This is a genomic window from Dictyobacter halimunensis, assembly GCF_036245075.1.
Genome location: NZ_BSRI01000002.1, coordinates 3,074,680 through 3,097,549, shown reverse-complemented (window position 1 = coordinate 3,097,549; position 22,870 = coordinate 3,074,680). Strand labels below are relative to the sequence as shown.

Annotated in this window: 19 protein-coding genes and 1 tRNA gene; 12 read left to right on the top strand and 8 right to left on the bottom strand. The window is 51.0% G+C overall.

Annotation, left to right across the window (positions count from 1 at the left end; translation table 11 throughout):
• Together AABA21_RS26875 and mnmG are read right to left on the bottom strand one after the other, a co-directional pair.
• Entirely contained in the window at positions 1-684 is a 684-nt protein-coding gene (locus AABA21_RS26875) for a response regulator transcription factor (protein WP_338254960.1), read from the bottom strand.
• A 282-nt stretch (positions 685-966) separates the two neighbouring features.
• A complete protein-coding gene (mnmG, locus tag AABA21_RS26870; RefSeq protein ID WP_338254959.1) occupies positions 967-3,033 on the bottom strand; it encodes a tRNA uridine-5-carboxymethylaminomethyl(34) synthesis enzyme MnmG in 2,067 nt (688 codons plus the stop codon).
• Positions 3,034-3,336: 303 nt separating this feature from the next.
• Here mnmG and AABA21_RS26865 point away from each other — a divergent pair.
• Positions 3,337-3,419, top strand: a tRNA-Leu gene (locus tag AABA21_RS26865).
• Positions 3,420-3,602: 183 nt separating this feature from the next.
• On the opposite strand, the gene AABA21_RS26860 is transcribed toward AABA21_RS26865, so the two are convergent.
• The gene (locus AABA21_RS26860) at positions 3,603-3,821 is read right to left on the bottom strand and encodes a hypothetical protein (RefSeq protein WP_338254958.1); all 219 of its coding nucleotides are present in this window, start codon (positions 3,819-3,821) and stop codon (positions 3,603-3,605) included.
• A gap of 1,331 nt (positions 3,822-5,152) precedes the next feature.
• Between AABA21_RS26860 and AABA21_RS39515 the strand changes: the two genes are divergently transcribed.
• Both AABA21_RS39515 and AABA21_RS39510 read left to right on the top strand, forming a co-directional pair.
• A complete protein-coding gene (locus AABA21_RS39515) occupies positions 5,153-5,353 on the top strand; it encodes a type II toxin-antitoxin system HicA family toxin (protein WP_420917175.1) in 201 nt (66 codons plus the stop codon).
• Positions 5,354-5,381: 28 nt separating this feature from the next.
• On the top strand, positions 5,382-5,570 hold the full coding sequence (locus AABA21_RS39510) for a type II toxin-antitoxin system HicB family antitoxin (protein WP_420917223.1): 189 nt from the start codon (positions 5,382-5,384) through the stop codon (positions 5,568-5,570).
• Positions 5,571-5,575: 5 nt separating this feature from the next.
• On the opposite strand, the gene AABA21_RS26855 is transcribed toward AABA21_RS39510, so the two are convergent.
• Positions 5,576-6,427 (bottom strand): aminoglycoside 6-adenylyltransferase, encoded by an 852-nt coding sequence (locus AABA21_RS26855; protein WP_338254956.1) that lies wholly within the window; start codon positions 6,425-6,427, stop codon positions 5,576-5,578.
• A gap of 276 nt (positions 6,428-6,703) precedes the next feature.
• Here AABA21_RS26855 and AABA21_RS26850 point away from each other — a divergent pair, with 276 nt between their 5' ends.
• Positions 6,704-6,895 carry a hypothetical protein gene (locus AABA21_RS26850; protein WP_338254955.1) on the top strand — a complete coding sequence of 64 codons (192 nt, stop codon included), beginning with the start codon at positions 6,704-6,706 and terminating at the stop codon, positions 6,893-6,895.
• Positions 6,896-7,054: 159 nt separating this feature from the next.
• Positions 7,055-7,597 carry a P-loop nucleotide/nucleoside kinase family protein gene (locus AABA21_RS26845; RefSeq protein ID WP_338254954.1) on the top strand — a complete coding sequence of 181 codons (543 nt, stop codon included), beginning with the start codon at positions 7,055-7,057 and terminating at the stop codon, positions 7,595-7,597.
• A gap of 38 nt (positions 7,598-7,635) precedes the next feature.
• Here AABA21_RS26845 and AABA21_RS26840 read toward each other — a convergent pair whose 3' ends face one another.
• A complete protein-coding gene (locus AABA21_RS26840) occupies positions 7,636-8,118 on the bottom strand; it encodes a GNAT family N-acetyltransferase (RefSeq protein WP_338254952.1) in 483 nt (160 codons plus the stop codon).
• Between the two features lie 1,071 nt (positions 8,119-9,189).
• Here AABA21_RS26840 and AABA21_RS26835 point away from each other — a divergent pair.
• The 6 genes from AABA21_RS26835 to rlmD all read left to right on the top strand — a co-directional run bounded on the left by AABA21_RS26835 (position 9,190) and on the right by rlmD (position 15,520).
• Positions 9,190-9,555, top strand: coding sequence for a hypothetical protein (locus AABA21_RS26835; protein WP_338254951.1), 366 nt, complete (start codon positions 9,190-9,192; stop codon positions 9,553-9,555).
• Between the two features lie 411 nt (positions 9,556-9,966).
• Positions 9,967-11,157, top strand: coding sequence for a YncE family protein (locus tag AABA21_RS26830; RefSeq protein WP_338254949.1), 1,191 nt, complete (start codon positions 9,967-9,969; stop codon positions 11,155-11,157).
• A gap of 432 nt (positions 11,158-11,589) precedes the next feature.
• Positions 11,590-12,360, top strand: a complete 771-nt coding sequence (locus AABA21_RS26825) for an RNA polymerase sigma factor (RefSeq protein WP_338254947.1) — start codon at positions 11,590-11,592, stop codon at positions 12,358-12,360.
• Complete coding sequence (locus AABA21_RS26820) at positions 12,341-12,931, top strand: anti-sigma factor family protein (protein ID WP_338254945.1); 591 nt, start codon at positions 12,341-12,343, stop codon at positions 12,929-12,931. The genes AABA21_RS26825 and AABA21_RS26820 overlap by 20 nt, the downstream gene beginning before the upstream one ends.
• 44 nt (positions 12,932-12,975) lie before the next feature.
• Positions 12,976-13,974 carry a DUF8173 domain-containing protein gene (locus tag AABA21_RS26815; protein ID WP_338254943.1) on the top strand — a complete coding sequence of 333 codons (999 nt, stop codon included), beginning with the start codon at positions 12,976-12,978 and terminating at the stop codon, positions 13,972-13,974.
• A 184-nt stretch (positions 13,975-14,158) separates the two neighbouring features.
• Positions 14,159-15,520, top strand: coding sequence for a 23S rRNA (uracil(1939)-C(5))-methyltransferase RlmD (gene rlmD, locus AABA21_RS26810; RefSeq protein ID WP_126596442.1), 1,362 nt, complete (start codon positions 14,159-14,161; stop codon positions 15,518-15,520).
• 206 nt (positions 15,521-15,726) lie between these two features.
• Here the strand turns inward: rlmD and AABA21_RS26805 are convergent, their stop codons facing one another.
• Both AABA21_RS26805 and AABA21_RS26800 read right to left on the bottom strand, forming a co-directional pair.
• Complete coding sequence (locus tag AABA21_RS26805; RefSeq protein WP_338254941.1) at positions 15,727-17,334, bottom strand: PH domain-containing protein; 1,608 nt, start codon at positions 17,332-17,334, stop codon at positions 15,727-15,729.
• A gap of 44 nt (positions 17,335-17,378) precedes the next feature.
• Positions 17,379-18,056 (bottom strand): hypothetical protein, encoded by a 678-nt coding sequence (locus tag AABA21_RS26800; protein ID WP_338254940.1) that lies wholly within the window; start codon positions 18,054-18,056, stop codon positions 17,379-17,381.
• 349 nt (positions 18,057-18,405) lie between these two features.
• Here AABA21_RS26800 and gyrA point away from each other — a divergent pair, with 349 nt between their 5' ends.
• Entirely contained in the window at positions 18,406-20,994 is a 2,589-nt protein-coding gene (gene gyrA / locus AABA21_RS26795) for a DNA gyrase subunit A (protein ID WP_338254938.1), read from the top strand.
• A gap of 112 nt (positions 20,995-21,106) precedes the next feature.
• Here the strand turns inward: gyrA and AABA21_RS26790 are convergent, their stop codons facing one another.
• The gene (locus AABA21_RS26790; protein ID WP_338254937.1) at positions 21,107-22,843 is read right to left on the bottom strand and encodes an MptA/MptB family glycosyltransferase; all 1,737 of its coding nucleotides are present in this window, start codon (positions 22,841-22,843) and stop codon (positions 21,107-21,109) included.
• Positions 22,844-22,870: the final 27 nt, after the last annotated feature.

Below are 22,870 nucleotides of genomic sequence, written 5' to 3'. Positions count from 1 at the left end.
CTATTTCACAACAAACTTATATCCAATACCTCGTACTGACACAATGTGCTGGGGCCGATCAGGATCGACCTCAAGTTTCATACGCAATCGGCGTATGTAAACATCTACGATATTACTATTATTTTCGTTATCGTTCCACACATCAGCCAGTAACTGGTCCCTATTTACTACCTGACCAGAGCTAGCCATCAAAGCACGTAACACCTGCATCTCGGTCGGGGTTAACGTGATGGGAGCGCGCGCTCCCACAATAACCTTGAGTTCGGCAGGAAACAGCTCGATAGCTCCCCCACGAATACTTTGATTCCCTACTTTTCCATTTTTCTTGATGCGTCGCATCACCGCCTGCACGCGAGCTACCAGTTCCTGGTGGTTATATGGCTTACAGATATAGTCATCTGCACCAATATTAAACCCATGTAGCTTTGCTTCAATCGTGTCCTGGGCAGTCATAAAAATAAGTGGAATCTCGTAGCCCTCTGAGCGCAACTTTTCTGAAAACTCGAAGCCACTGATATAGGGCATCGTCACATCGAGTATCAGCAGATCCGGTTCGCGTTTCTGAATCATTTGCATGGCTCCACGCGGGTTGTCGGCCGTCTCAACTTCATACCCCTCTTTACTGAGAACGAACTGAACCAGCGTGTTCGCAAACCGATCGTCATCAACGACAAGAATGTACACAGTTTTCCCCTCTTCTTGATACCTTAGCTTGCCGCGCACCCCCTGTAGATTATCTCTCAATAGATGGCAATGCCATGAAATCAACATCAATAGAGAACCTACGGGCATCGGGATCAAACCCGATGTATGGTACCCGCGAAGGTACCGATCCTTCACAGTTTATGAGCGTATAAGAACCATTGGTGCATGTAGGGGGGAAACACACACCTCTGGTTCTATTGCGTATTGATACATTATTAATGAGTAATATGTGTGTATGTTACACGTTCAATGCTTGTAGTGTCAAGACGAAGCCTTTGATGCGCGTAATTTTTCCATTTGGATCATCAGGATGGCGATGTCTGCTGGTGTTACACCCTCTACCCTGGAGGCCTGTCCGACCGTTCGAGGTAGGGTCCGAATCAGCTTCTGGCGCGCCTCGGTACGCAGATGAGGGATGGCTTGATAATCGATGGTATCGGGGATACGCATCTCTTCCAGGCGCTGGGTGCGGCGTACCAGTTGCTCCTGCTTACGGATATAGTTCTCGTACTTGACCTGCAAATCTACCTCTTCAGCGGCATCTTCTTCTAGCAGAGGCAGCAGCTCAGACGAGGTAAGGTTGGCGGGATCGTCGGCGTTAGCGATGCGCTCCTGCTCAACACGCTGCTGCAGATGAGCCACCTGCTGATAGCCTACCTCAGGACGGCGCAAGAGTTCGCGACCGGTCATCTTCTGTCCCAATGGCGCGATACCGACCTCCTGCGCGCAGCTTTCAACCACGCGAGAAGAGTTGAAACTGACACCATCCAGGCGACCAAGCGCGCTGGCGATAGCGGCTTTCTTCTGTACCACCTGAAAGTAGCGCTCTTCATCGATCAGACCCAGGCGATAAGCGTGGTCGCTCAAACGCAGGTCGGCGCTGTCGGGACGTAGCAAGAGCCGATGCTCGGCGCGCGAGGTATGCAGGCGATAGGGCTCGCTCATCGGCCGCGTCACCAGATCATCGATCAGCACCCCGATATAAGCCTCGTGACGTCCCAGCACAAACGCCTCATCACCGGAGGCCGCCAGCGCGGCGTTAATGCCCGCCATGATACCCTGGGCGGCCGCTTCCTCATAGCCAGAGGTGCCATTAATCTGACCAGCCAGGAAGAGTCCGCTGACCGGCTTGGTCTGCATGGTCGGCAACAGCTGGTCGGGCGGCACATAATCGTATTCGACCGCGTACCCGACGCGCATCATCTCGGCGTGCTCCAGTCCTGGAATCGAATGCAGCATCTCCAGCTGCACATCCTCCGGCAGGCTGGTATTCATGCCCTGCACATAGATCTCGCCGGTGCGCCATCCCTCGGGCTCCAAAAAGATCTGGTGAGAAACCTTGTCCGCGAAACGCACGATCTTGTCCTCAATCGAAGGACAATAGCGGGGACCAACACCTTCGATGACGCCTGTATAGAGAGGAGAGCGGTGCAGGTTATCGCGGATCACCTGGTGGGTGCGCTCGGTCGTGCGTACCAGGTAGCAGGGCAACTGGGGACGCCAGCCATGCAGATCCTCATCGGTCACCGGATAGATAGGATTTGGGCGTCCACCCGGCAGCTGCACATCTTCTCGGGCCGCGCGATCGCGCGAGAAGTAGAGCGGCACGCGGCTGCCCGGCTGTAGCTCGGTCTTGCTATAATCAACGGTACGGGCATCGATACGCGGCGGCGTACCGGTCTTAAAGCGCCGCACCTGTAGTCCCAACGACTGCAGCGAATTCGAGATCCCCAGGGCTGGACCCTCACCGGCGCGGCCACCTGGCTGCGTCTTCTCACCCACCACCAGCCGGCCGTTGATAAAGGTACCTGTCGTCAGGATGATCGAAGGGGCCTCGTAGCGCCAGCCATTGTTGGTCACCACGCCGGTCATCACCGGGCGACCATCGCTACCGGAATAACTGAGCAGTTGTGAAATGGTGGCCTGCTTTAGCTCCAGATTGGGCTGGCTCTCCAGCACGAACTTCATCGCCAGGCGGTAAGCCTGTTTATCACACTGGGCACGCAGAGCCTGTACAGCGGGACCCTTGCTGGTATTGAGCATGCGGATCTGGATAAATGTGCGATCGGTATTGCGGCCGATCTCGCCACCCAGGGCGTCAATCTCCTTAATCAGATGGCCCTTGGCCGGACCACCCATCGACGGATTGCAGGGCATCAAAGCCACGCTATCCAGATTCATGGTCAGCAACAGCGTCTTACGACCCATGCGGGCGCTGGCGAGGGCCGCCTCACAGCCGGCATGGCCGGCGCCTACCACAATAACATCGTATCGACCCCGCACCAGCTGGTCGGGAAACATATTTTTGCTCTCTGTGCCATTACTCATAGTGCTTTTTACCTGGTTGATTCCTTATATATGAATGATTTTTCACTCGTGCACGACTCGTATTATGCCCCAGATGCCTACCCTCGTCAATATTAGAGGCAGGAAACTCGTATTTTCTACCAGAAAGTCCAAAAGCAAGAAGACATGCGCCGCCTCTTCTTGTGTTATCTGACAGGCAAGATAGGGCGCATAGCTGCAAGAGAAGAGGTTAAAAACGCCCCAAACTCTTCAGAAGCGCCAAAACTCGCACCAAAACTGATTGACGAGCAGCCTGAAGCATGGTACTATCAATATACCAAATCCGGGGCGATGGCGGAATGGTAGACGCCGGAGACTTAAAATCTCCTGTCCGCAAGGACGTGAGGGTTCGACTCCCTCTCGCCCCACTCTTCTTCCCAAAGCGCTTCTCAAGCCACTTCACAGCAAACCGCTTTCCAGGGCAACAAACCAAAAAATCGGCTTTTTGCGCCCTTTTTTCTAAAGTCTCCGGTCTTAGAAACACGACTCTAAGCCAGGAGACCGCAATATCTCCTGGCTTGAGGTTTACCGCCAACTAGACCGATTGACGCCTAATTTTCAGGGTCAGTTTCCTTGTTTTTATTCTTGCGCGATTTCTTGTTCCCTTTAAGATTGAAATCACCAATGGGTGAGTAAGTGGAGTGTTCCTGGCGAGCTTCACCGCTATGAAAATCTTTCAAATACAGTTCTGTTATCTGGACAGTGCTATGCCCCATCTCACGCGAGAGCTTGAAGATCTCACCTCCACGCTTAAGATAGTACAAAGCCATAGGCCAGGCGCTTCTTCCAGGCCTCTTCACAGTAGACCCGTTCTTTTTTCTGGTCATAATCCTGCATCTTGCGCAACACCCACAGCGCGTCGGAATAGAGGTCAGGTGCTGGACCCGCTGACCAGTGATGCTACTAACCTCACCAACTTTATCAGGCAGAACCAGGGTAGAGCGGGCCAGAAACGCCAGAGAGCCACATCATAGGTCGTTATAGACCCAAATCTACAGCAGTCAACCAGGCGGCATGAATAGACGTGATAAAGATATATAAAATTAGTTTCTATCTGACGGAAGAATAGAGCAAATGCGTAGAGAAAGAAAAGATCCCATGGGAGATCTAGCCGATGTATATCTGGACACTTCAGAGATTGCCTCATCCATAGAACGGCAACGAGAGATGTTACGCGAACATATGCTTCAGGTAAAGGAAACATATGGTGCAATGCTGAAAAAGCGTTCAGAACTCCTACAGTGGTACAGATATCATGTTGATTCCATTGAACCAGAAAACAGATAACCAAGGTATTTTACACCCCGCGTGTTACTGGTTTCGTGGGTGCATTGGGAGATTGAGGCCGAAAGAAAGAGATGCATCGGGTAAGAGGCAAATACATGAGGGATAGAGAAACGCACGATGCGAACAAAACGACGATTTCCGCTGCCCATATTGCGTATTCCACCCATACTGAACGTTGTTACGCCGAGCATTTTTGCTGTTGGGTGGAGCGTCTTTGCATTTATATATCGATCTCGGGAAAATACTACTATAAGTTTTGTGTGTTGAGGTATAGCAGCAGCAACTACTCTCGTGTTTCTATGAGTTCTCTACAGTTATATAGAGATAAGAAAAAGAGAAAAGTCCCCATAAATCCTACATCTACACGTCCCTTGCGATTGGCATTTTACACCGCTCGTGATGTGTTGCGCATTTCCTGTCAAGGCGAGAAGATATATCAATAACGCCGTTGCATTTGAATTTATATAGCACCTTATCGCTTTGCTTTCACATTAAGTAAGCCCTCATCTAGAAAATCCTCTCCTCCTAGAGACTATCTTTTAACATTTCATCCTCAGTCAGATGGTGTACTGGTTAAATGCACTCAGACAGTTCATACTGGATTAGTTGGCAGACTATTTGTCGCGGCTTTCACACGTGGTTTTCATGCTGGTGGTGAAAGATTTATAATGGTACAATTGCGGAGATTAAAAGCACAGCAGGAGGAGGCAAACCATAGAAACAAATAAAACCAACCAATAACAACTACAAAGGGGCAGTAAGAACATTCATCATCCTGTGTTATTATTAGTAAAGGCAAACCGGGGAGTGGTACATGCCTGTAAAAATAAGAGAATTAAAAGCAAAGCTTTCTAGGGCTGGTTTCTTATGGAGACCAGGTAAAGGGAGTCATACCGTATGGACTCATCCTAATCTGCCAGATATAAGAGTTACCCTTTCAGGCAAAGACGGAGACGACGCAGAACGATACCAAATAATACAAGTAAACAATGCGTTGAAGAGATTAGGAGGTTGATGTGTACCCCAATCCAAAGCACTATTCCATGGTTATTCAATGGGATGACGAAGACCAAATTTATGTTGTTTCTGTTCCAGAGTTGCCAGGGTGTATGACGCATGGCAGATCCTACGAGGAGGCAGTACAACAAGGGCAAGATGCGATTGAAAGTTGGCTGATGTCAGCTATCGCAGACGGAGCACCTATACCACCACCAAGAATAGTAGCAGCCTAAAAAAGCTAGTCTGAAAATGTTTTTTCGGTCAACTCTTGAGCAAGTGCCTCGGGCCATATCCAATGATGTGCTTCTGCTATTGCCGTACACACTTCTCTACCAAGCCACGCTGTATGGGTAAAGGCGTTCCGTAAATTTTCTGTACCAGCGTCAGGGATACACCTATCTAATTGGGCAAGTCGCTGTGGGGAAATAATCCGCTCAAGGTTCCATGAGGCGGACGCGGATTGCCAGCGCTCAAAAGCGCTTACTTCAAACTTGAGGAGTGCCAGAAGGTTCCCTATAACCCAGGAATTAAACGTTTCGCGTGCAAACCAGTGCTGGCCGCGTTGAAGCTTGCAATGGGCAAAGAGCAAGTAGTACCAAAAGCTCCCGCAGATTTTTTCGAAGGTTGCTGCCTTATTAGAAGGTCCGAGTTGACGGCCAATAAGTTGTTGTACAGAATTGCTTAATTCCCCGCCGGTCTTGTCACACCAGATCATCGCTTCCAGCGAGAGAGGGCTATTGGGCCACGTCAAGATGATATCAAGTTTTGAAGCAGGGTGGAAGGCGAAATCTACACGCAACGGAACAGGGTCGGCTCGGTAGACTGTCCAGGGGTGATCGAGCACGCCGGGAAAAGCCAGCAATAGCTCACCAAATTGTGAGGCCCATGCCTTCCAATTTTGTTCAAAGGAGGAAAGATCCGTATCACGGACGAATAAGGCAAGATCAATATCAGACCATTGATCAGCACGCCCCTCACTTTCCGAACCATAGTCCACAGCGCCTACGATACGCTCATCATGCTCAACAGCAGCACGTAAACGCTCTATCATAAACTCGCGAGTAAGAGGCTTATGCATGTCTTTTTTCAAACTTATACCTACATCTAAATGCTAGCTTCTAATTAATGTCACCATCCACATACTCATACTTATGATCAGGGTGAGCTTCCAACAGTGCCCAATATTCTTCTTGAGTGTACTTACGACGTGCATCATACATAGCCCATCACCTCTCATCCAATACTACCAACTACCTCACCTCAAAGCTATTTACACCATACACTAACGTCTAATAATATACAACAACCAGGCACCAGAATAGGGATTTCGAATCTCTACCCTGTGTTATTCTTAGGAAAGGCAAACATGAAAAAGACCATCAGCGTTGGGACAACTGCATGGCTCTCTAAGAGCGGAAAGGCTCTTGTAGGAGAGGCCATTTTAGAAGTGACCGATTTCAGCCCAAATGATCCAGATCACCAGGATATTCCAACTATCGCATACTATAAACAACGTTTCGGGGGGGACCATAGCTCATTTACACCACCCTGCTGGTAAGAAGGCGTTTACTCTTGACCTTACCCTCTGGTCACATCTTTCCGATGACACTCAGCTAAGCTTCAAGTGGATATTTACCCCACAGCGTTCTCTGTCTACAACAAAACCTTGATAAGGGGCACTCGTTATCATAACCCTGCAATGTGCCATAATATAGATATGAACGAATCTGCAATACTATACCTGCTGGTGGGATTGCCAGGAGCTGGCAAAACCACAAAAGCCAGACAATTAGAGATTGAAGCCCCCGCTTTGCGGTTTACCCCTGATGAGTGGATGATTCCCTTATTTGGAAGCAGCGATCCAATAGCAAGAGATACCCTGGAGGGTCGTCTGATATGGATAGCTATGCGAGCTCTTAAGCTGAATACGAACGTCATCCTGGATTTCGGATTTTGGGGCAAAGACGAACGGTCAAGTCTAAGGTGGATCGCCAGGCAGATAGGGGCGAAAAGCCAGGTAATTTATTTGCCCATAGACATAGAAGCGCAACGCACGCGCGTCCAGGCCCGCTTCGCAGAGACGCCGGAGCAGACATGGCAGATGAGCGAAGAGGAACTGGCGAAATGGCGCGCGTTATTTGACGAGCCGGATGAAGCAGAGCTTAATGGCACAATCCTTCCAGAATGCCCTCATGGATTTGCATCCTGGTCTGCCTGGGCTGCATGGCGATGGCCGTCGTTACCCGATGAATATGCCTGATGCTAAAGAAGTTGTGAGTGACTCGATTGTTGATGGTGCTATAGATCTTTATAGTAGCGCATCAACGGTAAACCGATATAGCCAGCCTTCTCGTACGATCTTCTCGCAGGCGCATGGCCTGGATCTCCACCTGTTCCCACAGAGGCGAGCTTTATCCCGCGTTCTTTCATCCTATCAAACACAAAGGTATTCAACTCGGTCCCGATGCCACGATTTTGGTATTCGGGATGAACCGCCAGCAGATCAACTTCCCCTGTTTTGTCTTCATCGTTGATTGTGTAGGTGATAAATCCAGCCACACACCCATCTACGTCCGCGACGTAGACGGTGGTCCGCCCATCACGGCAATACTTTTCAACCACTTCTTGCTGCTGCTTTTTCCAATCGGGATACACCAATGCATAGATACTTTTCCCCAGTACTTGCTGAAATGAGTCAAACACAGGGGCCCAGGCTAACAGGGATAACTGCACAATAGGTTTTATATCTTCATCAGACATAAGTCGAATAGATACGCTCATATTTCTTCTCTTCTTCCTCATTATCTTTTGCTTACTCATTGCTCAAGAAGCAGAGGTCCTTTAATAATTGATACCTGCTTTAAAGGTATCCACTATTGCAAAATAGGTTCTGGGCTGATTATTTAATGAGTAGCGGCAGCTAAGGCGGCTTCATAATCTTTCTCAATATGTAGGATTTTTTCGGCGCTCTGCATTTTACTCCTAAATCTATTAGATGTACTTATTTTCAATATAACATATAGCGGACCAGATAGGTTTTTACAAAACAGAGAGCCTGGTTCTCAATGGTAAATCGTCATAGGCGGATCTTTTCCATGAAAATCAACCAAACAGCACGAATAGTCGTGTTAAGGCTGGATAGAAAATTATCTATCCCATGCGCATATTGAGGGAACACCCATAAGGAGAGAAATTCCCATGGACAAGATCAATGATCCCTATCAACGTAGTTTAGAAATCTCCTCATCCATAACGAGGCAGCTAGACATTTTACAAGAACAGCTCCTGGTGTTACATGCATTCTGTGATCGATTGAAGGAAAAACGTTCAGAGCTACAGCGGAACTACATATCTTACTCCGAGTCCCTTGATCCAAAAAATATTTAGCAGAGTATTTTGCGCCCCACGTGCTGTTGGTTTCGTGGGGTGCATTGCGAAGCTGCAGCCGAAACCAGAAACTACATAGCGTAAGATGCCAATACATGAGAGATAAAGGAATACATAACACTGCACTTCATATTTAGACCTCTTAAGCTTATCTCACCCCCAAAATATCCACTATATTGCAACATTCCTCTGCCAGGAGAACCTGTACATAGCATTATTTAAGCATCTCTTTTTTATGCCACCTATATCTTAAAAATAAGGAGACATACTTTCCTGAAATTGTAGGTGAGTCTCCTACTATGTAGAAGGAGAAGCTCGATGAAGATTTTTATCCAGGTTTGCGCTGTTCTCGCCATCTGCTTGCTATCATTGCTGGCGAGTTCAGCTACGTTGGCTACTGCAGCACACGCACATACATTCGTGAATCAGACTCATCCTCCCTTCCCTCCTGAGAAAGAAGAGTGTATGATAGCTAGATACACACATAGCACCGCCCCGCAAGTTCACATCTGTCGCCTAGCCAGGCTGCTGAATGATGAAGTCGGCTTTATCGACGTGCCAGCCGCTTACAGATGTTCGGGGGCCGCTCTTGGACATGTCTCGCTCACCGTCAACCAGACCGCCCAACAGTCGGGTGCCGGGCATGCAACTACAGCGACGGGCACACAGGATGTTAATTGTGATGGTCAACCGCGCAGGGTTGGGATACCTTCCAACCCCAATCCTACTATTGTTGGTTTTAATCTAGGTCCAGCGTGGGCTACGGTGACATTGACAGATCCTTCAGGTGCGACAGCCACTGATACAAGGATGATCTTCATCGTCGCTTAACAACCATCAGCCATCCTGCCATGTCCCTGCAGAATGGTGTATCTGACTCCCTTCACCCTGCAGGCACGTGAGCGCAGCCGCGCTAGTTTTTTATAGTGGTGTCTGGGGTGCGCATTCGCGCACCCCAGACACCACTATAAAATTGGCACGTGAGCACCGCAGGTGTGAAAGCTCATGCAAGCAGCAGGAGATAATCATGAGAGTCAGACACCCTCTAAACAAAGACCCTGGTTCTCGATCAGAAGAATCAGGGTCTCTTTGGTATGCACTTACGCATTTGAAGTGACTTTTGGGTTATTCAGAAAATGTGACTTTATCGCTTCGTGTAAAAGCACATAAGGTCGCAGACTACGCGATACATTTGTGTTTATGTATTTAACTTGTCTTTGACAAGAAGGGGAGAAGTAGCAAATGTCACTTCTTAACACGGCCAGTGCTCAGTCCGCTACGGAGGGCTCTACAAAGCTTTTATCTTCACGCGGTGGTCGTCTAGGTATCATGGCGACGATTATAGTACTTCTGGGTGCGATCATATTTTTTGCTTTACAGCAATTGAGCACCTCGCACGCGGCGTATCAGCAACATAAACAATGGCATGCTCCGGTCATCACGAACATCAATGGGCTGAAAAATATCTCGCAGATCGGGAGCACAGCCAACGTGCTCGATTTCACTGGAAAAAGGGCCATGGTTGATCCTAACCCTTACAAGATCGCGATCGCCCCGGCCAATCTTTCACCAACGCTGAAGGCCGGGGACGTGCTTGTCTCTAATATCGGTAATGAGGACAAGGGGATGACATTGGTAAAGTTCGCTCCAGTAGCGGGTAAGGGACGCGTCTTTAATATGCCGGCCGCCAACAGCGTATCAGGTCCCTCGGCGATGGCTTTCGACGGTGGCAAGCTGTTGGTGGCGAACTCGACCGGTAATGATGTGTTGATCCTCAATGCCAATGGCTCCATTTTCCAGACCCTGAAAAGCCCCCTGTTCAATGGACCCTGGGGTATTACGGTTGGTCAAACCAGCGACAAAGACATGAATAAGATCGCCTCCTTCTTTACCAGTAACAAATTTGATGGCAGGATCTTGCGCATCGATATCAAGAAGCAGGAACGCGGCAAGCCCGTCAAGTTCAAGGTAACCCAGATCGGCCAGTTCGGACTGCGGGATAAGATTTCAAAGATCGAGCTGCGCTGGCTACCAGAGCTCAAAGTCGGACAAGACAAATGGAAAGATGTCCTGCTGGCCGTTGATCCTTCGACCAACCGCATCGCTGGCTATCCATTCAGCAGCAAGCTCAAGCTCTCGGTAAAATCTCAGACCGTCTTCAAAGGTGGACCATTGAATAACCCTGGCGGCATGACGATCAATCCATTAAATGGTGACGCACTGGTAGTAAACTTGAATAACAATAATCTGATTGAGATCAATCTGCAGAAGGGGACCGTGGTTGGGGTAAAACAGATCGATCCGGCCATGGTCGATGCACAGGGAAACAACTCGGCCCTGTTTGGCGTCGCGGCGGTGAAAGATCAGCAGGGGAACCTCAGGGTCTACTTCACCAATGATAATACCAACAGCCTCAATGTGCTGACAAAATAATCAGGGGACTTAATGCAATACAACGGGTGGGTGCGATCGCACCCACCCGTTGTATTGCATTAAGTCCTGAAAAACGGTGCGGCCGCGTAGCATGAACACGGTATTTTGAGGCTGTGGGGGACGAAATCAGACTGTTTTTTTGTTATTATAATTTGATGGCGATGATTTATTACGTCTATACAATATAGAAAATAGAAACGGTTGTTCACTTCGATACAGATCTGGTAGAGAAAGGCAGTAGACAGAGGTTGTGATCACAGGTATGGCGTCGGAGAGGGTCCTCTTCTCTTGCAACTGATGACCCACTGGTGTTACACTTCAACTGAAGATTACAACTTTTTGAGTCGCTGCTCGTAAATGACCATAGAAGACGCAGCATATTCGTCCTCTTATGATCTGAATCGAGTTTTAAGAATAAATGAGCGGTGACAAATGCTAGAATCAACTGTAAACGCTTCAAATATGTTGGGAGGGATTGGGGCTGGTTCAATCGCGCAGCCAGCTCGTAAACCACGTCGTGGTCAGAGTAGTGGGACACTAACAGGTGCAGCGGGTGTACAAGGTGTCGCAGATACCAGTGTGGCCAGCACCAGAACAAAGTCGGGGGCCATCGTGGAGTCGATGAGCGACGCAGCGCTCGTTGAGCTGGTATTGAATGGCGAACATGACCTTTTCGCGACGCTTGTTGAACGCTATAAAGATGCCGTGCAGAATCTCGCGTATCGTATGCTCGGCAATATCACGGAAGCTGAAGATGTAACGCAGGAGACGTTTGTGCGGGCCTATACGCAGCTCGCTACATATAAATCTGCACATAAATTCAGCACATGGCTGCTTTCCATTGCTTCCCACCTGGCCATTGACCAGCTGCGCCGGCGGCGCTTCCTGGCCCTGCCACTCGATGATGTACCATTTTTAGAGTGGATCGTCGATGTGGGTGTCAGTCCCGAACAATCGGCGTTACATGGTGAGCAACAGGACGAAATACAAACGTATCTGCAACGCCTGCCAGCCAAGTACCGGGCGGTTATTGTGCTGCGCTACTGGTATGACTTTTCATACGAAGAGATCGCCAACGCGTTAAAACTCACGCCGGCCCTGGTAAAAGCACGCTTACACCGTGCCCGTGAATTGTTGGCCCGCTATATGCAACAGAAAACTGCTAATGAGGAGGGACCAATCGATGCGCTGTCGCGACGCTAAAGAATGGCTGATCGCTCAGCGTGATGGCGAGCTGGAACCGTCGCGCGCTCAAGCACTCAAGGAACACCTTAGTCAGTGTGCCGCCTGTCGTGCTTTTGTGCAGGAACAACAACGCATAGATGCCATGCTTGTTGGTTCGCCACGTCCCCATATTCAAAAACCTGAACCCTCATTGGTACGCCCGGCCAGCATTTCAACCGATCAGATCATGCAAGCAGTCCAGCAACAGAAGCAGATTACCCATCAGCTTGAGGATCTGCGCCAACAACAGCGGTTGCGCGTGGCACGTATACGCACAGCTGGTGCTGTTAGCGCCGCACTAGGCCTCCTCACATTGAGCAGCATTCCACTCTTGTTTCTGGTCATGGCGATACTTCAAACCGATCTTGCACTCAAAACACTTTCCCTCTTCAATGGTGTCATTGACGCAGGCATTGTGCTAGGTGAATACATCCAGACCGAGCTAACCCTCGTCACTCGCGATAACCTGCTGCTGTCAGGTCTTGCGTTCGCAGTGGTCGTCATGATGGGGATGTGGCTTCGCCTGATGCGCTCTCCACAAGAAGCGTAAGCAGCGAAGGTCATGGTCAGGTGACCATGATAGGGAGTTCTAGTATGCGAAAGGTCTCTCGAAGACAACGATTCATGTTCTCGCTGTCGGGCCTGATACTCCTGACAGCATTCTTGATAAGCGGTGGAGTAGAGGCACTCACGACTGGCGTTCCTACGGCATCGGCCCAGGGGGCGAACGACAACCTGGCATCCCAGGCGTCTCAGCCGCAGGTCGACTGCATCGGGGAACAGCGCAAACCCGGTTTCAGGAGTGCTGTAGTGGTAAACAAAGGAGAAGTGGTATGTGGAGATGTGACTTCATTCTGGGGTAATGTCACCATCCATGGTGAAGTCAAAGGCGACGTGATGGTCATTGGTGGAAATGTGGTTATCGATGGGGGGGTCGACGGGAACGTGACCCTTTATGGTGGCAACCTCAGTTCTTCCCCTGGCGCACACGTCAATGGAGACATTCATGTTTGTGGAGGTCAACGGTACAAAGAAGACAACCTGCTTCTTCACGGAAGCTACTTTGGCTGTCCAACGGGCGTCGTTGATATGCTTGGAAGTGATGCGGGCGTTCAATTTCGTTTCTGGTATATTGTGACATGGGTCTTGATGGGGATGCTGCTTACCACCTTGTTGCCAGAACATGTCATGATGGTGCGCACGACGATAAAACAGAAGACGCGACGAAGCCTCGCTTTGGGGCTACTGAGCATTCTGCTTGCACCGGCTATTTTCGCTGTCTTGCTTGCACTTATTATCCCTATTCCGCTGGCAATTCTGGTCGCAGTCGGACTCTTTGCAGCCTGGGCACTTGGATTGGTCGCGACCGGCTGGATTATCGGACATTGGATCGTGCAGCGCATTCTTCCTCAATATGATACACGCCTGGTTCAGATCGGCGTTGGTATGGCGATACTGGCTCTGTTTGGATCGTTGCCTTACATTGGCTGGCTCGTCAATATTGGAGTAGGGGTTCTGGGGGTTGGAGCAGTCTTTTTAAGCCGCTTTGGGACGCGGCTCTATGGCTCTCCGAAACAACCGCTCTCCTGGTAAAGACACGTATAAGAGGATGCTCACATGGGCTTTACATCAAAGCCCACTTATTTACAGGCATCCTTCAATATGTGAAACTCCATTGTTAGGGGCTATGTAGTAAGATTTGAAAGATACAAAAACGTTGGAAAGAGGGGACGGACATCAGCGACAGAGTTTGTCGCCAGGTGCCGCCGAGGTGAACATGAGTATTGATGTTGAACTTACAGATCTTGCCTACGGAGGAGACGCCGTAGGTCGCTATGAGGGACGTGTTCTGTTCGTGCCGGGGGGCATTCCGGGTGAACGGGTACGCGTGGAGATTGTTGAGGAACGGCGCGGACATGCACGTGCGGAACTTCTGGAAATCCTTCGCCCCGCGCCTGAGCGGGTCGAACCAGCTTACCCGCAGCTTACCGATAGCGGATGTCAGTGGCAGCATATCGCGTATCCCGCACAATTGACATGGAAAGCTCATATTGTGCGCCAATTGCTGGTTCGCATCGGCAAACAACCGGACGCACTTGTTCATCCAACCATCGGTATGCCAGCCAGCGTCCCACCCTGGCACTATCGCAATTATGCTGTATTTACGGTCGGCGCGGCGGGCGAAATCGGTTTTAAACTGACCGAAAGCCACGATGTACAGGACCTGGAAGAGTGTGGTCTCTTGCATCCCGCATTGGACCAGGTCTACCAACTGGTACGCCGGAAACTGATCGATTATTTTGGTGACACCCTCGGTCAGATGCTGCAAAGCGTAACCATTCGTGGCGCCATCGGGGCAGTCAGCAATGCCGCCACGGGGATCGCGCCCAACGCGGTCAAAGCGGTGCCGACCCTGCTCATTTTGAATGCACGCCCCGGCTCAATGATGGAGAATCCACATCAACTGGCACAGGAACTGATGACGATCGCGCCAGGTATCGTGGGCGTAATCATCGAGCGTGTCGGTGGACGCTATGGGCGCGTCTTTGTCGGGCAGGAATTCCTGACGGACGCCGTACTGGGACGGCGTTTCCGCATTTCGGCCGATTCATTCTTTCAGGTCAATCCAATTCAGACCTCAGTCCTGGTCGAGCAGGCCATGGCAGCCCTTGAGCCACAACGCCATGAGGTGGTGCTGGATGGCTATAGCGGCGTCGGACTCTTCTCGACCTTCCTGGCCTCGCAGTGCGCCCGCGTAATCGCCGTTGAGTCCCAACCCAGCGCGGTCATGGATGCGCGAGCCGGATGCGCCCTGAACAACCAGAATAACATCACAGCCCTGGAAGGAACGCTGGAACGTATCCTTAACCAGCTGCACTATCGACGCGAACGCATCGATATTGCCCTGGTCGATCCTCCACGAGCTGGCTGCCATCCCAAGGCGCTACAGGCATTGCAGACCATGGCGCCACGGGCTATCTGCTACGTCTCGTGCGATCCCAGCACGCTAGCCCGCGACATCGCAACCCTATGCTCTGGTGGACGCTATCGCCTGGTCTCAGCCCAACCAGTCGACATGTTCCCCCAGACCTATCACATCGAAAGCGTAGCCCTCCTGGTCCGCGCCGGTAAATGGTAGTGAGCATAAAAAAAGTGAAGGTGCCAGAAACGTGCAAAGCACGTTTCTGGCACCTTCACTTTTTTTATTAAGGGAATAGTATAGTGGTGCAAGTGTGGCGCATCCACGCCACACTTGCACCACTATACTATTTCCTGCGAGCGCCGCAGGCGCGAGACTGTGCGGGGGCACGCAGGTCCCCCGAACACCGGGAAGCAGACGCGCATTTAAATGGAGTCGACGAGGGTCGGTCTTTTACTTAGGACGATCTCGACCTTGCTCCCTTTCTGCATGACGGTACCAGGAGGGGGACTCTGCTGGATCACCAGGCCGGGCGGGATGTTGGGGCTATCAACCGCCTCGCCACGCACAACCACGTCCAGGCCACATTCTTTGGCACAACCCATGGCGTCGAAGAGATCCAGGTTTTTCAGGTTGGGAGTGCTCACACGTTGATCGGTATCCTCCAGTTTGCTGACCACTGTGCTGAACCAGGTATATAAGTGTTTCTTCTCATCGTTCTCGCGCTTGGCGGCATCCACTTTATCTTTGTGCGACTTGATGCCAAGCACCTCATCCTGCAATACAAACGGGTGGTCCACATAAGAGAGGACGACATCTGGATTGCTGCCGGGCGTTTCGATATAGACATGTCCGACATCAAAGAAGCGGGCAAGCACGCCAGGCACCTGCACCCGAATATCACGAACACTCTTGTACTCTACCTCCAGGCTGGTCTCGAAGAAAAGACCATAGTGGCGCTCAAGGTCGATGATGCGGCGGTTGGTGAGGATATAGACATCATCAACAAAGTTGGTATAGATCAGGAAGATGGTTAGCAATAGACCCAGGAGCACCAATCCCATGAAAATCCACCAGTATTGCCAGATGGAATAGGGGATCAGGCCGGTGCCGGGCGCAAACAGGGTGATGGGGGCCAGCAATATCAGCAAGAATACTGGAGCCGCGATGTTGCGCCACAGCAGATACTGCGAACGCTGGACATACATAACGGTATACTCGCCCGAGACGTAGCGTACATCGCAGGGCAGGCGCAAAATACCGCCAAAGGTACGGCGCGGCCCCAGGAAGCGTCCATTCTCTCCACGAATAGGCGGAAGATTCTCGTCCGCGTTGGGTAATTTGGGGATCTCCTTGCCCTTAGCCAGTGATTTGAGGACGGCCGCCAGCTCAGGATCGCTCGGCTCGGGAGGAGCCGGAGGCTTTGGCTTTTTCGCCTTGATTTCAGTCGATATACCCTGAATCGCATCTCGGACAGCTTTGGGCTTTGGCACCTCGCGGATATACAGATCGCCACCCGCCAGGTATACATGCACCGTACCAAAGTTAAACAGGTGGCCGGGCAAAGTGTCTACACCAATGCCAACCTGCTCGACCTTTTCAATGGGCGTCTGCTGGCGTGTAGGCTCTAATAAGCCGCGCGCATTGATGAGACGCCGATCGGTGATAATATAGGTCTCATACCACCAGGCGATCACGTGGCGATAGATAAACCACACGCCCGTTACCAGAGTCGCCACAACAGCCGCGATCTCCAGCAGAATCCAGAGCGAGCCGAGCGTGGGATAGGACACCGCGATAAAGCTAATCGCGATAATCGATAGAACAGCAACCAGGAATGGCCACGCTGGTCGGAGCAAAAACCACCAGTGCCGACGTACAACCATCAATACATTTTCACCCGGTTGCTGCCCAGGAAATTGCCAGCGTCGATCGGAACCGCGCCGCAACGGCGATAAGCTAAAACGGCGGCGCGCCGAACTTAAGGGATTTTCCAGTCGCCTTGTGGTCGTCTTTTTAGGATTCTCAGCCATTCAGTCACCTCAACGGTCAGCACAGTGTTCAAAACACCATCTCTTTATTTTTTGGCAGCTTTCCTGCGTGAGGCAATCACCGCCACCACGATAGCGATTACCGCGATAAAAAAAATAACCGCCACGTAGTTTAAAGGATCAGGTGATTGAACATCAACCGACACAGTTGAACGGCCGCCAATCGTTTTAAAATAATTACTTAAATAGCCCAGCACAAAAGCCCCGGAAATGACCGCAGGCACAATACCTATAAAACGTTCTTGAGGTGTGGATGGTCGAGGAAATGCTTTATTTCCTATGTAGTAGCCCAGCGCTACCATGGCGGCAAAAATAATTAAGGACCAGAAGGGGCCACCTAGAAAGCCGGTTACCGCGCTAGTCTGGGGCTGACTGGAACCTGCGGCATAACCAACACTAGCAGGCAAGCGACCGATGAAAGAACCGACAGCATTGCTAGTATCTTGATGGACAAGAAAAGCAGCCAACAAAATAAACACCAGTGAAACAAGCTCGCGTCGCCAGCCACGTTGAAACCCAACCACGATAAAGATCAGGATAGCGACAAAGAAGCACTGTTGTTCCGTGAATGGTAAAGACATATACTCTAACTCTCCCAATGTCACCAGAATCGCAGGCGCTACACAACCGGAGAAAGCAACAGCACTGAAATTTTCCCCGTAAATTCCGTTCCTGCATTTAATCATACCACAGGTTTTTTCCAAAACATAGAGTCTATGTTGACAAAATCGTATTTTGTCAACCCTACTGTCCATATAGTAATATATGAGCTGGTTGACGCCTTTTCGGGGGTCCATTGCCACATGCTTATAAGCGTGTGGCAATGGACCCCCGAAAAGGCGTCAACCAGCCATACTCGCCCATCCAATTAGGTGGCAGACAAGCTGGGAATAACATGCTAAAGACATGTTAAAAATTCGTAAATAGAAGCCCGATGTGCTATAATAAAGCAGGTAGGATCAAATTTTCTAAGACCCCTCCAAGCAGCTTATATCAATGCTTCAACCCGATATCGCCTTCAGGCTATGTCTTACTTTTGGTGAGGATGTTTTTATGGAACCGGGCAATGTAAAGCCAGTCAATATCGTTACAGAAATGACAGGAGCCTATCTCGATTACTCAATGAGTGTGATTGTAGCACGCGCGCTCCCAGATGTTCGAGACGGCCTGAAACCTGTTCATCGTCGTGTGCTCTATGCTATGGACCAGATGGGTCTGCAATCAACGAGACAATTTCGTAAGTGCGCAGGTACCGTTGGCGAGGTGTTGAAGAGTTATCACCCACACGGTGATGCAGCCGTGTACGCTTCACTTGTGCGTCTGGCTCAACCATGGGCGATGCGCTATCCTCTCGTTCTTGGCCAGGGTAACTTCGGCTCACAAGACGATGATCCACCTGCCGCGATGCGTTACACCGAGGCCAAAATGGCCACCATCGCGGATGAACTGCTGGGCGATATTGAAAAAGATACCGTCGATTTCGTTCCCAACTATGATAACCAGACCGAAGAACCTGTCGTGCTGCCAGCACGTTTACCCAACCTGCTGCTCAATGGTTCAACAGGCATTGCCGTTGGTATGGCGACCAATATTCCGCCGCACAACCTCAACGAGCTCTGCGATGGCATCACCTATCTGATCGATAATCCCGAGGCCACTACCGAAGAGCTGGCACGCATCATTCGCGGACCAGACTTCCCGACCGGCGGCATTATCCAGGGTCGTGAGGGCATCCGCAATACCTACGCCAATGGCCGCGGCCGCATCGTGATTCGCGCGCGCACCACCACTGAAGAGACCGAGCGCGGACGCATCAGCATTATTGTGACCGAACTACCCTACCAGGTAATTAAATCTGACCTGGTGAAGAAGATCGCCGAGCTAGCCCGCGATAAGAAGATCGACGGCATCTCCGAGGTGCGTGACGAATCGGATCGGCAGGGCATGCGCATGGTCGTCGACCTGAAGCGCGACGCCAACGTTGATAGCGTGCTGAACTCGCTGTTTAAATATACCGCCATGCAGACGGCATTCAACACCAACATGCTGGCTCTGGTAGACCAGCAGCCACAGACGCTGACGCTGAAGAAGTTCCTCTACCACTATATCCGGCATCGCGAAAACGTGCTGACACGCCGTACCCGCTTCGAGCTGGCAAAGGCCGAGGCCCGCAAACATATCCTGGAGGGCTTAAAGATTGCCCTTGATAACCTGGATGCCGTCATCAACATCATCCGCTCATCAAGGTCCGCTTACGAGGATGGCCTGACGCAGTTGCGCGAGCAATTCGGCCTGTCCGAAGAACAGGCTCGGGCGATTCTGGACATGCGCCTGGCCCGCCTGGCTTCTATGGAGCGGCAGAAGATCGAGGACGAACTCAAAGATGTCTTGCAGCACATCGATTACTACAACATGCTGCTCGGTGATATCAATGAGATTCGCAAGCTGATCAAAAATGACCTGACGATGCTGAAAGAGAAGTACGGCGACGAGCGGCGCACAGAGATTGATGCCGCCGAGGTTGGAGACTTCAAACACGAAGATCTGATCCCGAATGAGGAAGTGGTCGTTACACTGACCGAGAAGGGCTATATCAAGCGCCTGCCTTCCAACACGTACCGCGCGCAGCGCCGTGGTGGTCGTGGCGTGACCGGTATGGTCACCCGAGAGGATGACGCGGTGCGCCATCTGCTGGTCACCCATACCCATGACAGCTTGCTCTTCTTCACGGACCGTGGTCGCGTCTTCCAGTTAAAGGTGTATGAGCTGCCGGATGTGAGCCGCACAGCCAGGGGCGAGCATCTGATCAACATGATCGCCATCGAGCAGCGCGAACGTATCACCGCTATCGTCTCGGTCCCCAAGGGTATCAGTCGCGATGTACTGATCGTCGCCACTAAGAAGGGCGAGGTCAAGAAGACCTCCATGAGCGAGTTTGAGGTGGTGCGTCGCCAGGGCTTGATCGCCATGAACCTGGAAGATGATGATGAGCTGATTGGAGCCAAGATGGCGGCCAAAGGAGACGATGTGCTGCTGATCACGGCCAGAGGTCAGGCTATTCGCTTCTGTGTCGATGACCTGCGGCTGGCATCGCGCACCAGCGGCGGTGTCCGTGGTATCCGCCTGGATCAGGATGACCGGCTCGTCTCGTTGAACCTGGTGAAGGCGGATAGTGAGCTCCTGATCGTCACTGAGTATGGCTATGGCAAGCGTACCCCGGTCGATGAGTATCCACGCCACAATCGTGGCGGTAGCGGCGTCATTACCTCCAGAGTCTCGGATAAAACCGGCCTGGTGGCAACGGCACGCGTCGTAACCGACCAGGATAGCGACCTGATGATCATCTCAGCCAGCGGCGTCGTCATTCGTACCGACGTCAATACCATCAAGGTCAGTGGCCGTGCCACGCAGGGTGTCATCCTGATGCACGTCAATAAAAACGACAGCATCGTCGCGATTGCCACCACCAATGGCAAAAAGCTTGCTGACCAGGAGGCTGAGGGTGAGGCAGTCGCGGTGGAAAACGGAGAAGGCGGTGAGCCGGTTGCGATCGGAGCCCCGGTAGAGTCGGCAGAAGCAGACGCCGAGACCAACATAGAGTCCGTCGCCCCCGACGCAGAACCCTCCGAGGAGCAACAGTAATCCCATAGGTGCGCCCCTCGCGGGCGCTTCCTTTCCTCTCATAGGGTAATACAAAGAGCCGCCTGCAAGCCGGTCCACGGACCGGCTTGCAGGCGGCTCTTTCTCTTTATCGTTATTTCACCAACGCGCTATCGGCGGCGGGCGATGCCAGTGGAGTATCCTGTATCGATATCGCCTCGGGACGCGCGAAGCGCGGCCACAGGAGCCAGGTAATGACCAGGACAGCGATAGGTATGCCCAATATGCCAAGGCTGAGCCAGATATTCCAGGTCAATGCCGGAGGCTTTAAGAGCAGCAGCATCCAGCCAACCAGGGTGGTGTAGTAAGAGAAGAAGGCCGTTGCCGAGAAGACCAGGGAAAAGGCCAGCAGCGTGTAACTAACACGATTCATTCTGGCTGCGACACAAAATGGGAGCAAACCTACCAGCCAGATCAGATACCAGGAAAAGAACCAGGGAGTTGAGAGTAGAAATCCTGCGAACGAAGCCAGGGTAACCAGCACAATCGTGCGTGTATTGGGGGCTCGCCACAAATATATACACCCGGCCACAATTGGCAATATCATGGCGAGAACGTTGACAATATTCCACAATTTACGGCTCTTGAATATGTTCAACGCGGGCGGTAAGGCATGATAGAGATTGTAGTTTTTGAAAGTAGATAGCACCGAGCTGATCGAGTCAGATGACGCCGGCAACGTCGTAAAACCACTCACGATAGCGTGGAAACTATGACCAATCCAGAAGGGACCATAGCAAGCCAGCGCAATGACACCAAAAACGACCGTCGAGATAATCCCGGATCGCAAGGCCCGTTTCCAGACCAGTTTCCCGTTTGTGCTATCTGCCTGTATCGTAGCGAAGCAAACCGCCAGTACGAAGACAGGGAGGACAACGGCCGCGCTAAATTTTACTAGCACAGCAGCCGTAAAAGCAATCACGGGCGGAAGGTAGCCACGCCAGTCTAAAAAGGTGCCTTTCTGCTGAGCGCGTGCGCAAAGGTAAAAACCTAACAGCAAGAAAGTAACCATAAAAACGTCGTTGTGGGCACTATAAGCTGTCTCCATCAGCACCAGAGGATTCCAGGCATAAAGGAACGCTCCTAGCAAAACGTATCTGGGAGAGCATTTTAGAGCTCGCAGCGCCGCGATAATCAATACAATATTGGCCAGGTTAGATAGGATAGCGAAACAGCGGAAAGTGAAGATCAAACCGAATTGTGTTGCATCATTGAAAAGAGACAATAAGCCACAAACCGCAAGCCAGATAGGCCCGTAAATGGAAACAGTACCATGCCAGTAGAGCCACTGATATGTTATATCATGTGGGAAAGCTGATGGTGGAACAAAATAAGGGTTCACATGATATAGCATCAGGAGGCGACCATAGCTGGAGTATGAATAGACATCTGAAGCCATCATGCCAGGAGTGAGCATATAAATAACGCTCACAACCAATACCCCCAGCCAGAGTAGCCCGAACAGGGTTTTCAGTGAACCAGACCTGGCGCGCCGATTAATAAACCAGGCACAAAAGCCATAAACCACAAACATAATGCCCAGAAAAACCATCATCTCCACAAAGGCGGTTTTATGCTGGGTCAGGCGCGTATGTACACCAGTAGTGAGATCCGTAGGAATCCAGCGACCAAACCAGGTGATTTTCTTACTTATCACCACATTTGTCGCGAAACCCGATACCGAGAACAGCACAGAATCATAAAATAGGGCGCTTAAAACGAATATGGCGGCTGCGACCAGCACCGGCCATAATGCAAACGTCTTCTGTTGTTCAGATGCTTTAGCTGGTGATAGGGATGAATCTACCTTTTTTACAACGTTTTCTAACAAGAACTACCATCTCCTACAAAGGCTAAA